The sequence below is a fragment of the Rhodococcus sp. ACPA1 genome, assembly GCF_002300195.1.
GTDB lineage: Bacteria > Actinomycetota > Actinomycetes > Mycobacteriales > Mycobacteriaceae > Rhodococcus_F > Rhodococcus_F opacus.
In genome coordinates this window covers 321,493-333,580 of the sequence record NZ_NSDX01000004.1, presented here as the reverse complement: position 1 = coordinate 333,580, position 12,088 = coordinate 321,493, and the positions used below count along the sequence as shown (strand labels likewise).

The window sequence follows — 12,088 nt, the reverse complement described above, 5'->3', positions numbered from 1 at the left end:
GTCCACTGTCCGGGGAGGCCGCAAAACTGGCAAGCAAGTTTGCCGCTGTGGCAACATGGTGGGTGTGAACGACGACGTACCCGATCTGGACGGCGTCCTCGACGCCGTGGGACCGCGGCTGAAAGCACTCCGTCAGCAGCGCGGCGCGACCCTCGCCCAGCTCTCCGAGTCCACCGGGATCTCGGTGAGCACCCTGTCGCGGCTCGAGTCCGGCCAGCGGAAACCCACCCTCGAGCTGATGCTCCTACTGGCCCGCGCTCACCAGCTGCCCCTGGACGAGCTCGTCGACGCACCCGCCACCGGCGACCCTCGCGTCCATCTGCGACCCCTCGAGCGGAACGGCTCGACGATCATCCCGCTGACGCGCAGGCCGGGCGGGATCCAGGCGTTCAAGCACGTGATCCCGCCGGGCGACCCGAACGGCATCCCGAACCTGCAGGTCCACGAGGGCTACGAATGGCTGTACGTCCTGTCCGGCCGGCTGCGACTGCTGCTCGGCGAACACGACGTGATCCTGACGCCGGGGGAGGTCGCCGAGTTCGACACCCACGTCCCGCACTGGTTCGGCAACCCCGGACCGCAACCGGCGGAGATCCTCAGCCTGTTCGGTCCCCAGGGCGAGCGGGCGCACGTCCGCACGGTCCCGCGGGGAACGGCAGCCGAGCGCGACCGTCGGTAGAATTCGTCCGGACCGGTGACGAGCGCTCCCTCCGAGGCGCAGGACGTGATGGGGAGGCCCCGTGCGACGCTGGATTCTCGGTGTTCCCGTAGCGGTCGTGATTCCGGTCCTCGCCGGCTGCTCCACCACGTCGACGTCGCCCGCGGCGCAGCCGCAGCCCGAGCCGGAGTCACAGCCCGCGGTCGCGACGCTGGTCGGCCTGGGGGATTCGATCCCGGCCGGTGACGGATGCCCCGGCTGCACGCCGTTCGTGGAACTGTTCGGTGATCAGCTGTCCGGCGACGACGCGCTGCCCGTGCAGGTGGCCAACCTGGGTGTCGGGGGCTGGACCAGCACCGACCTGCTCGACGCCCTCGATCCCGGCGAATACGACGCCGACGCCGTCCGCGACGCCGACGTCGTCACCGTCACCATCGGCGCCAACGACTTCTACGCCGAACTCGACGACTATCTCGACGGCGACTGCGGTGGCGACGACGGTCTCGGTTGCTTCCAACCGGTGCTGCCGCAGCTGCAGACCACGCTGACGTCCGTGCTCGACCGCATCGCCGAACTGCGGGCCGGTCAGCCGACCGCGGTGCTGGTCACCGGGTACTGGGACGTCTTCCCGGACGGCGACGTGGCCCGCGAGTTGTTCGGTCCGCAGTTCCTCCGGGACAGCGCCGTGCTGACGTTGCGTGCCAACGACGTCATCTCGGAGGTCGCGGGTGCCGAGGGCGCCACGTACGTCGACCTGTTCAGCACGTTCAAGGGGACGTGGGGCGACGGCGACCCCACCGGACTGCTGGCCGACGACGGCGACCACCCGAACCAGATCGGGCACCAGCTGATCGCCGACGCGTTGTCGTCCGCGGCGGTCGCGGGATCCGGGTCCGCCGACGTGTCGGCGTTCAGGTCGTCCGGGTGGTCGCCGCGCTGAGCTTGCGCCGGCGTACCACCGCATCGACGACGGACAGGATCAGCACCACGACCGTCGCGGCGCCGAATGCCGCTACGGAGAGGCTCTGCCGCGGCGGGCGGAACGTCACGACCAGTTCGTGGTCGCCCGGCGGCACCGACACCTCGAGCAGACCGTGCCACCCGGCGGTCGCGTCCACCGGTTCGCCGTCGACGGTGGCCGAGTAGCCGGGCCACGCGAGGCGCGCGAACGAGACGGTGCCGCCGCTGCCCGCCACCCGCACGGTCTCCGTCGCCGCGCTCGTGTCGGACGAGAGGACCCGGACGCCGTCGGACGCGAACGACACGCGTCCGGGCAGGGGCAGCGGCCGGTCCCGCTGCAACACCGTCCGGGAGTCGCTGCGCTCGGTGACGTGCCAGCCGGGTGGGGGCGGTGCCGTCGCGACCTCGGGCACGAGCCCGTGCTCCACGACGAGCGTCGACACCCGGAGGTAGTCGATCAGCGGAATCGGGATGTCCGCGTTCACCGGCTGCCAGAGCGCCCCGTACACCCCGGGGCAGACGGCGCCGCGGTAGTCCATGCACAGGGCTTCCTGGAACTCGGTGAACCCGATGCCGGTGTAGGCGTTGATGCTGCCCTCGACGGACGACGCCATGATCTCGTTGCCGAACAGGATCCGCCCGGCGGTGACGTCCTCGTGGGACGTGTCGTCCAGGTCGGCGAGTTGCAGCACGGTGCCCTGGTAGCGGTCCGTCTGCTCGGACAGCACCGACGTACTCGCCGGGTCGACGCGGCTGCCGCGCTCGACGTCGCGGGTGAGGGACCAGACCTGCGCGGCCGCCACCACCACGGTTCCCAGAACCAGGGCAGCGACGAGAGCATTCGGGCCCCGAGTGCGCCAGGCGGCGTACGCGAGCACGCACAGCGCCGCGACGAGCAGCGCGAACAGCGTGTGCCGCAGCGTCAGGGCCGGCGAGGACGAGAACGCCAGATAGAAGCCCAGCGCGATCAGCACCGCCGACGCCGTCGCCCGGGGACACACCCGGTCGCGCGCGATCCCCAGCGACAGCGCGAGCGCCAGGCCGATCACGACGCACAGGTACAGGTATTCGACGAGCCGGATCGGCCACCGGAACATCCCGACGTTCGAGGGTCCGAACGTGAAGAGGAAGTAGACGACCGCGATCACGGCCAGGCTGATCAGTGGTCGGCCGTGCGCGCGACGGAACTCCGCGGACCCGAACAGTGCGCGGATCCGGCCCCACGGCAGCCACGGCAGCAGCGGCAGCACGAACCAGGCGAGGTACAGCGACGGGATCACCTCGACGGGACCCCCGAACGTCATGATCACGGGGAGATATGACGGGCTGCTCATTCCCGCGAGGCCGCCGATCTGCGGTTGCAGGAACGTGTCGTTGAAGATGCCGGTGCTGCCGGCGCGGGTGGTGACGTCGACGCTGAGGAACAGCGGCAGGTACGTCACCAGCGCGGCGGTGCCCGCGCACGCGCCGGTGATCACCAGCACGAGCAACCGGAAGAACTGCCGCTGGGCCAGTAGGCCGATCCCGATGCCGAGGAGAACGACGACGGCACCGAGCGCGGCGTACGGGTTGCCCATGCTCACCGTCAGCGCGCCGATCACGAAGGTGACCAGCGGATTCGTGCGACCGTGGGAGAGGCGGAGCGCCGACCACCAGAACAGCGTCACCCACGCGACGGCCATCATCCCGGACGGCCAGCCCGCCGCCTCGTAGAACAGGGTGAAACCGCTGAACGGAATCGTCAGTCCGGCGAGGATCGCGGGACCGCGGCGGGCGCCGTGTTCGCGGCACAGCAGATACGTCGCGAGGGCGAACAGCGCGAGGAACTCGGCCATGATCACGAACGCCGCGACGGACAGGTTCTCGAAAGTTGCGGCCAGGATGTAGTTGGCCAGATTGACCGGGTTGTACAGACCGTAGGCGGCCTCGCCCGCGTAGTTTCCGCCGATCCAGGCGTCGGGATTGACGGTGAGCCACCGCCCGGCCAGGAGTTCCGTGCCGATCCGATGCCAGGACGGCACGAACGATTCCAGCATGTCGCCGCCGTAGTAGAAGCGGTCGTACACGATCCGGGGAATCGTCGCGACGGCCGCGGCAGCCACTGCGACCGCCAGTGCCACCATCCACTCGGGCATGCGGTGTATCGATCGGGTGAACGTCGAAGACACGGACGCGGAGGGTGCCACGGACTCCGAGCCTACGAGTTAGGCTGCGCCCGTGCGCCTTTTCGGTTGTTCCCACGACCAGAAAGGCGCACGTGCGCCGAAGGCGCTGTCGATCGTCGTCCCGGCCTACAATTCCGCCGCCGTCATCGAGCAGACCGTCCACCGGGTGGCCGAACGACTGGCCGGCCACGACGTCGAGATCATCGTGGTGGAGAACGGATCCACCGACGACACCGTGGCCATCTGCACCCGCCTCGCCGCCGACTGGACGCCCGGACCCGTGTCGCTCATCGTCCTGCGGAGCGACAAGGGCATGGGCAACGCGTTGCGGACGGGAGCGGAGGCGAGTCGCGGCGCGCACGTGCTGCTGACCGCCGACGACCTGCCGTTCGGGTTCGACGACCTCGACGGCGCGGAGAAACTCGTCGCCGGCCACGACGGCCGGCTGCCCGCAGTCGTGATCGGTTCCAAGGCCCACCCCGACTCGCAGGTGCGGCGCGGCGCCCTCCGGGGCACCCTGACGTGGGGTTTCGCGGCGCTGCGGCGGGTGGTCCTCGGGATGCGCACCGGCGACCCCCAGGGCACCGTCCTGATGGACGGCGACCTGATGCGGGGACTGGTTCCCGACCTCGTCGAATCCGGGTTCCTGTTCACCACCGAACTCGTCTACCTCGTGGAGCGGGCGGGCATCGTGCCGGTCGAGGTCCCGGTGCGTCTGAGCGACGATCACGACAGCCACGAAACCCGCATATCCAGGGCAGATGTGCTCGCGATGGGGGTGGGGCTGTTCCGGCTGCGGGCCCGTCACCGGGACGGAGGTCGCCTCGCATGGTCGGGGAGCGCGTCGCGAGGTTGATACCCTGCGAACCGAGAAGAGGATCGTGCCGTCGCCGTGGCACGGTCCAGCCCACCTCTCGCGGGGAACAGTAGGAGCACTATGAACGAGTCTGCGTCGGTAGCACCTGTGGACGGGAGCACGGCCGCGGTACGGAGTGCTCTCACCGAGCATCGCGCACCCGACCGCCTCGTGGTGGCGCGAGGTCTCTTCACCGGACCGACCACCCGGGTCAAGGACGACCTGTACGCCAGGATCGTCAAGGGCCGCGCCCACCGCGAGCGTTACGTCGTGCACCTCGAGAAGGGCGCGACGGTCGACACCGACACGTACTTCGGCCGGTTCGCGGCCAGCTACTACCAGCGCTGGACCACGGTCACCGACGTGACCGTCGGGTTCCACCACCAGGCCGACGGTCGCGCCGTGGTGGCGCTGCGCGGCTCCGATTCGGGCGGAAACTCGCGCATCCTCGCGACGACGGAGATCGACGGCTCGGGCACGGCGACGCTGTCGGCGAAGCTGGACGCCTACCTCGACGGCGGGTCCCTGTGGGTGGAGTTCACCGCCGTCGACGGCCCCCTCGCGGTGAGCGAACTGGAGTGGACCGTCGCCGCGCCGTCGGTGATCCGGCCCGCCGCGATCGCGATCTGCACGTTCAACCGCGCCGACGACTGCGCCGAGACCGTCGCCGCCATCGCGAACGACTCGACGATGGCGTCCGGCATCGACGCCGTGTACGTGGTCGACCAGGGCAGTGACCACGTGTCGGACCGGGAGAAGTTCACCGAGGTCGCCGAGATCCTGGGCGACAAGCTCGTCTACCTGCGGCAGCCGAACCTCGGTGGGGCCGGCGGATTCACCCGCGGCATGTACGAGGTGTCGGGCATCAACGAGCACGCCAACCTGATCCTGATGGACGACGACATCCTGTGCGAGCCGGAGTCGATCCTGCGGATGAACGCATTCGCCAACGTCACCACGGAGCCGACGCTCGTCGGCGCGCAGATGCTGTACCTGATGAACCCGGAACACCTGCACGTCAGCGCGGAGGAAGCGGACCTGTCGAAGCTGAAGGCGGGCCGCTGGGCGGCCGGGTCGCGGCACGACATCAACCTGGTCAAGAAGAAGCAGAACAAGCGCGTCGACGCCGGCTACAACGCGTGGTGGTCGTGTCTGATCCCCGCCGAGGTGGTCGCGCAGATCGGGCTCCCGCTGCCGATGTTCTTCCAGTGGGACGACATCGAGTACGGCATCCGCGCCCGCGCCGCCGGATTCGTCACGGTCACACTGCCCAACGCCGGTGTGTGGCACGCGGATTTCCACTGGAAGGATCGCGACGACTGGGCCAAGTACTTCAGCATCCGCAACTCGCTGATCGCCGCCGCGCTGCACAGTGACTTCGACGCCAAGTCGCTGAGCAAGATGATGACGCGGGAGATCACCCAGTACCTCGTGTCGATGCAGTACGGGTTGGCGTACACCATGATTCGCGGCATCGAGGACTTCCTCGAGGGCCCGAAGGTGCTCGAGGACGGCGGTCAGGCCGTGCTGGCGTCGATCCGTGAGGAGCGCAAGCGGTTCCCCGAAACCGTCAAGCACCCCGCGTCGAACATTCCCGGTGTCCGCAACTCCGACCTCGTCACCCGGTACGCCGGTTTCGAGCCGGACAAGAGCAAGCTCGACCTCGTCCTCGCCAAGCGGGCCGCGTACCAGTGGCTCGGCCGCACCCAGCACGGTGTCGCGAGTATCCCTGTGGCCGAGGCGCACTGGTGGCACGTGTCGCTGTTCGACACCGCCGTCATCACGGACGCCTCCCAGTCCGGGGTGCGGGTGCGCCGCCGCGACAAGGAGACGGCCCGTGAGCTCACGGCCCGGACCGCGAAGCTGATGAAGCGGTTCCGTGAGGATGCGGCGTCGGCGCAGCGCCAGTACCGGGACGCGTTGCCGCAGCTCACCAGCCGGGAGAACTGGGCTCGCCTCTACGGTCAGTGACGTCGGCCGGACCGTTGCAGGCCCGCGACGTGCGTGGGCTGCTCCGGGATTCGTTCCTCGTCTTCGCTGTCGGTGTGGTGCTCGGCGCGGCGTGGAGTTGGCGTCCGTCGTTCTGGTACGACGAGGTCGCGACGCTGTATTCGAGTCAGCGATCCCGGCCCGACCTGTCGAATCTGCTCGGCCACATCGATGCCGTGCACGGGTTGTACTACGTCGGGATGCACTACTGGTTCGCGGCGTTCGGTGCCTCCGAGTTCTCGGCGCGGTTCCCGAGCGCCCTGGCCACTGGCGCGGCGGGCGCAGGCGTGGTGGTGCTCGGTGCGCTGATCTCGACCAGGCGGGTGGCGGTGCTGTCCGGGATCCTGTTCGTGATCCTGCCCAGCGTCACGTGGGCGGCCGCGGAGGCCCGCGGGTACGCGGCCACGGCGGCGGCCGCGGTCTGGCTGACGGTGATTCTCCTTGCGGCACTGAGATTCCGGCGCTGGTGGCTGTGGGCGCTGTACGCCGCCGGCCTGGCGGTGTCGATCGTGTTGTTCGTCTACCTGATCACCCTCGTTCCCGCGCACCTGCTGACGATCCTGCTGCTGCGCGAGGCCCGGCGGTCCTGGCTCGGTTGGACGTCGGCCACGGCGGCGGGGGCGGTGGTCGCGGCGCCGTTCGTGGCACTGGTGCGCCGTGAATCGGTCCAGGTGGCGTGGATCCCGCCGCTCGACGACCACCTGCCCCGGGCCGTCGCCGAGTACCAGTGGTTCGTCGGCGCACCATGGTTCGCGGTGCTGTTCGCCGTGCTGGCGGTGGCCGGGTCGGTGGCGCTGGTGCGCGGTCGCCGTCTGCCCCCGGCGCTGTCCGTAGCGTTGCCGTGGATCGCGGTGCCGATGGCTGCGCTGCTCGCGTACTCGCTCCTGCGCAGCCCGGTGTATCTCCCGCGGTACTTCACGTTCACGACGCCCGCCGTGGCCCTCGTCGGCGGACTCTGCCTCGCCGCGCTGACCGGGAAGTGGTGGCAGCCCGCCGCGGTGCTGGCGGTGTTCGCGGTGGCCGCATCGCCGAGTTACCTCGAACAGCGCGAGCAGTGGGCGAAACCCAGCGGCATGGACTTCAGCACCGTCAACGGTTTCGCCGGGGAACACCTCCGCCCCGGCGACTGCGTGCTGTTCGACAAGCCGGCCTGGAACCCCACGTCGCTGCGGCTCGTGAAGAACGTGCGACCGGAGGCATTCGACGGCACCCGCGACATCGGGCTCGGGATCACGGCCGCGAGCCGGGGGTCGCTGTGGGACGACGAACTCGCCGTCCCCGACCTCGCGGGCGCGCTCGACTCGTGCTCCGTGGTCTGGTTCTTCACCGACTACGAACGCGACACCCAGCGCATCATTCGGCACACGTCCAACGAGGTGTGGACGCTGCCGCCGTACCACTTCGAGGACACCGAGGCGTTCGCCGCGCTCGCGCGGTCCGGACTGCGGATCGACGAACGTGCGACGTTCAACGTCACGCAGGCGGTGAAGCTGGTGCGGTGATCCGCGCGACCACCTGCTCGTGGTTCGCGGTGTAGCTCAGGTACTCGAAGCGGACGCCGGTGCGGTCGACGAACTCGGTCCACGCCCGGTACTCGTGCTCCTGCCAGCCCGGGAAGTTGAAGAACTCGTCGAACACGATCACGGTGCCCGCGACCAGCCGCCGTTCGAGCCGGTCGAGCACCGACTTCGTCGACGAGTACAGGTCGGCGTCGAGATGCACGAACGACACCGGTCCCGGGTGTTCTTCGAGGAAACCCGACAGCGTGTCCTCGAACAGTCCGGGCACCAGCTGCGCGCCCCGCACGTGCGGCAGTTTCTCCTGCGCGAACTCCCCGGCCGGGAATCCGGTGCGCCACGTCTGCGGCAGGCCGGAGAACACGTCGAACCCGAACACCTCGTGCTCGGCGTCCTTCAACTGTTCGACGATGATCCGGAGCGTGGTGCCCGACGCCACCCCGAACTCGAGGGCCAGCCCCTCGACCTCCACCTGCGACAGGCCGTAGCGCAGCGTGTCCTGCGGATTCCAGAACACGGGCGCCTTCGGCATGTGCTCGAGCACGAACGCCGCCGCTTCGTTCGTGGCCCGCACGTCCAGCGCCTGCGTGATGTCGCGGCGGGCCTGCTGCTCGAGTTCGCCGAGCCGCTGCTGGACGTCGGAGATCTCCATGCGGGCATCGGACAGCTCGGACAGCACCCGGGCGAGTTCCTGGTTGGTCGCGCTCAGCTCGGCCAGGGTCTGGTCGTGCTGGTTCTCGGTGAGCTCGCGGGACCGCCGATCCGATTCGGCCACCACCTCGGACATGGCACGTTGAAGCTTGAGACGGGCCTTTCTCCGAAGATCGAACATATACCCATGTTGCCAGTCCGCATCCCGGCTCACCGCTCGAACCGGGATGCGGGTCGCACGCCCGTGTCAGTGACCGCGACTGCGGTACATCTGCCGTTGCCAGCGGGCGATGCTCTTCCACTCGCGTTCGCGCTCGGCCCGGAGCCTCGCGTCGGTGCGTGACGCGATCCAGCCGTTCTCGCGAATCAGCTTGCGGTAGCTGGCAAGCCTGCGCTCGGGCAATTCGCCGCGCTCCACCGCGCCCTGCACCGCGCAGCCGGGTTCCGTCCCGTGCGAGCAGTCCGCGAACCGGCACCGCGCCGCGAACTCCTCGATCTCGGGAAACGTCTTGTCGATGCCGTCGGCGGCGTCCCACATGCCGACACCCCGCAGTCCCGGCGTGTCGATCAGGGCGCCCCCGTTGGGCAGCGGCAGGAGTTCACGGTGCGCCGTCGTGTGACGTCCCTTGTGATCGCCCTCGCGGACACGTCCGGTCGCGAGCACGTCCTCGCCGAGCAACGCGTTCGCGAGCGTCGACTTGCCCGCGCCGGACGGTCCGATGAGCGCGACCGTCCCGTCGATGACGGCGGTGAGGACGTCGATGCCGTCGCCGGTGTCGGCACTCACCGCCAGCACGGTCGCACCCGGCGCTACCGCAGCCACCTCGGCGGTCGCGAGGGAAACATCCTGCACGGTATCGGATTTGGTGAGCGCGACCACCGGATGGGCGCCGCTCGCCCACGCCAGGGCCAGCAGGCGTTCGATGCGTCCGAGATCGAGGGTGGTGTCGAGTCCGGCGGCGATCACCACCGTGTCGACGTTGGCCGCGAGGAGCTGGCCCTCCGACCTCCCGGACGCGGACGACCGGACGATCGCGCTGCGCCGCGGGAGCAGGTCGGCGACGGCGATCTCGTCGCCGTGACGGTGGAGCGTCACCCAGTCGCCGGTGCAGAGGGTGTGCTCGCCGGCGAGCGCGCGGACGACACCCGCGGGCGCGGCGACGTCGCAGCGCCCGCGGTCCACGCGGATCACCCGCCCGCGCTCGCGACCGTCGGCCGGGTAGTTGTCGAAGGTGTCGGAAAGTGTGTCGTTCCAGCCGTAGGGCAGGAGTTGTCCAGGGTCGAACATGGTGGGTGTGATCCTCGGGTCGATGAGTGCCGACCGGACCACTGCACGGGTTCGGTCAGGCGAGGGGGAAGGGGGAGTGGACGCACACGGCGTCGACCGACGAGACAGTCATCGGACACTCACTCCTTCGCGACACATCGAGATTCTCAGACCGGAACCCCACGATGCTCCCACCCGGCGGAACCCGGACGCAACCGAATTACGGGCGCTCGAACCGCTCCTGACGGCCCAGCTTCCGCAACCGCATCCACTCACGCAGACCCTGCGGATCACGCCTCGTGACGAGGAAATACCACCCGAACCGCACCCACTCCTGCGGCAGCAGCTTCCGCATGCCCGGCTGCGACAGCAGATAGCCGCGGTTGCGGTACGTGAAGAACCGTTTCGTCTCGTTGTCCGGGTACTGCGTGTGCATCCGGCCCCCGAGGATCGGCTTGAACTCCTCCGCGCCGTTCGGGTGCACGTACGCCGTCTGCAGGCAGGTGCCGAACGGCAGCCCCGACCGCACCAGCCGGCGGTGCACCTCCACCTCGTCGCCGCGGACGAACAGACGCAGGTCGGGAACGCCGACCGTGTCGATCGCCGACGCGCGGAACAGGGCGCCGTTGAACAGCGACGCGATGCCCGGCAGCAGGTCGGCCGAGTCGTCGCCGTCCGCGAACAGTTCCGAGCGCAGCCGTCGCCACTCCACACCGCGGCGCAGCGGGAACGCGAGACGGTCGGGGTCGTCGATGTCGCAGACCACGGGGGAGACCTCGGCCAGCCCGTGCCGCTGCGCGCAGTCGAGCAGCGTCTCCAGGACCTTCGGACCCTCGGGGCGGCCGTCGTCGTCGGCGAGCCACACCCAGTCGGCGCCGAGCGAGAGGGCGTACAGAATTCCCAGCGCGAAGCCGCCCGCCCCACCCAGATTGTGCTGCGAACCGAGGTAGCTGACGGGAATCCCGGACGATTCGACGAGCGCACGCACGTCGTCCTCGGCGGCGTTGTCCACGACCACCAGATGGTCCAGCGGACGCGTCTGCGAGCCGAGAACCTTCAGCGACTCCGCCAGCAGTTCGCGGCGCTTGTGGGTGACGACGACACCGACGATCCGCTCGGCAGCAGCGCTCACGCGGACTCCGCCTCGGCTTCCGCGGCCGTGCGAACGGGACGCTCGTTCGATCTGTCGCTACGGGCATCCCGTTCGGCCGAAGCGGTGACCCCGGACTTCTCCCGGTCCAACTCGTAGATGACGTGGCGGACGTGGTCGGCGGCGTCGTCACCCTCGTACGCGCGGACGACGTCCTCGATGCCGCCCTGCTGCCGGATCCGACCGTGGTCGATCCACATGGCCGTGTCGCAGAGCTGGGCGAGGAACTCGTTGGAGTGGCTGGCGAACACCAGGATGCCGGACCGCTCCACCAGCGCCTGCAGACGCACGCGCGCCTTCTTCATGAACTCCGCGTCGACGGCGCCGATGCCCTCGTCGAGCAGCAGGATCTCCGGGTCGATGCTGGTGACCACACCCATCGCGACGCGCACCCGCATACCGGTGGAGTACGTGCGCAGCGGCATCGACAGGTACTCGCCCAGCTCGGTGAACTCGGCGATCTCGTCCATCTTCGCGAGCATCTGCTTGCGGGTCTGCCCGAGGAACAGTCCGCGGATGATGATGTTCTCGTAGCCGGAGATCTCGGGGTCCATGCCCACACCGAGGTCGAAGACCGGGGCGACGCGGCCGCGGATGCTCGCGCTGCCACGGGTGGGTTCGTAGATGCCGGACAGCAGCCGCAGCAGCGTCGACTTGCCGGCGCCGTTGTGGCCGACCAGGCCGATCCGGTCGCCTTCCTTCAGCGACAGGTTGATGTCGCGCAGGGCCTCGACCACCACGACGTCCGAGTTGTTGCGCCCGATCGACCCGCCGGCCTTGCCGAGGAACGCCTTCTTCAGCGACCGGGACTTGGCGTCGAAGATCGGGAAGTCGACGCAGGCGTCCCGCGTCTCGATACTCACATGCTCTGTCAT

Annotated in this window: 10 protein-coding genes; 5 read left to right on the top strand and 5 right to left on the bottom strand. The window is 69.3% G+C overall.

Features of this window, described 5'->3' with window-relative positions; all coding sequences use genetic code 11:
- The first annotated feature begins 55 nt into the window (after positions 1-55).
- A complete protein-coding gene (locus CJ177_RS19430; protein WP_061699986.1) occupies positions 56-679 on the top strand; it encodes a helix-turn-helix domain-containing protein in 624 nt (207 codons plus the stop codon).
- A gap of 61 nt (positions 680-740) precedes the next feature.
- Positions 741-1,598 carry an SGNH/GDSL hydrolase family protein gene (locus CJ177_RS19425; RefSeq protein ID WP_095868392.1) on the top strand — a complete coding sequence of 286 codons (858 nt, stop codon included), beginning with the start codon at positions 741-743 and terminating at the stop codon, positions 1,596-1,598.
- Here the strand turns inward: CJ177_RS19425 and CJ177_RS19420 are convergent.
- On the bottom strand, positions 1,570-3,753 hold the full coding sequence (locus CJ177_RS19420; RefSeq protein ID WP_095868391.1) for a hypothetical protein: 2,184 nt from the start codon (positions 3,751-3,753) through the stop codon (positions 1,570-1,572). The two genes, CJ177_RS19425 and CJ177_RS19420, sit on opposite strands and share 29 nt — an antisense overlap.
- An 82-nt stretch (positions 3,754-3,835) precedes the next feature.
- Between CJ177_RS19420 and CJ177_RS19415 the strand changes: the two genes are divergently transcribed.
- The 3 genes from CJ177_RS19415 to CJ177_RS19405 all read left to right on the top strand — a co-directional run bounded on the left by CJ177_RS19415 (position 3,836) and on the right by CJ177_RS19405 (position 8,130).
- A complete protein-coding gene (locus CJ177_RS19415) occupies positions 3,836-4,639 on the top strand; it encodes a glycosyltransferase (protein WP_061699983.1) in 804 nt (267 codons plus the stop codon).
- Between the two features lie 81 nt (positions 4,640-4,720).
- Entirely contained in the window at positions 4,721-6,610 is a 1,890-nt protein-coding gene (locus CJ177_RS19410) for a glycosyltransferase (protein WP_061699982.1), read from the top strand.
- Positions 6,607-8,130 carry a glycosyltransferase family 39 protein gene (locus CJ177_RS19405; RefSeq protein ID WP_095868390.1) on the top strand — a complete coding sequence of 508 codons (1,524 nt, stop codon included), beginning with the start codon at positions 6,607-6,609 and terminating at the stop codon, positions 8,128-8,130. Before CJ177_RS19410 ends, CJ177_RS19405 begins: the two co-directional genes overlap by 4 nt.
- On the opposite strand, the gene CJ177_RS19400 is transcribed toward CJ177_RS19405, so the two are convergent.
- The 4 genes from CJ177_RS19400 to CJ177_RS19385 all read right to left on the bottom strand — a co-directional run bounded on the left by CJ177_RS19400 (position 8,102) and on the right by CJ177_RS19385 (position 12,088).
- Positions 8,102-8,977 (bottom strand): class I SAM-dependent methyltransferase, encoded by an 876-nt coding sequence (locus tag CJ177_RS19400; protein WP_095868389.1) that lies wholly within the window; start codon positions 8,975-8,977, stop codon positions 8,102-8,104. The two genes, CJ177_RS19405 and CJ177_RS19400, sit on opposite strands and share 29 nt — an antisense overlap.
- A 66-nt stretch (positions 8,978-9,043) precedes the next feature.
- The gene (gene rsgA / locus CJ177_RS19395; protein WP_095868388.1) at positions 9,044-10,126 is read right to left on the bottom strand and encodes a ribosome small subunit-dependent GTPase A; all 1,083 of its coding nucleotides are present in this window, start codon (positions 10,124-10,126) and stop codon (positions 9,044-9,046) included.
- A 157-nt stretch (positions 10,127-10,283) separates the two neighbouring features.
- The gene (locus CJ177_RS19390) at positions 10,284-11,195 is read right to left on the bottom strand and encodes a glycosyltransferase (protein WP_095868387.1); all 912 of its coding nucleotides are present in this window, start codon (positions 11,193-11,195) and stop codon (positions 10,284-10,286) included.
- A complete protein-coding gene (locus CJ177_RS19385; protein ID WP_011596606.1) occupies positions 11,192-12,088 on the bottom strand; it encodes an ABC transporter ATP-binding protein in 897 nt (298 codons plus the stop codon). The genes CJ177_RS19390 and CJ177_RS19385 overlap by 4 nt, the downstream gene beginning before the upstream one ends.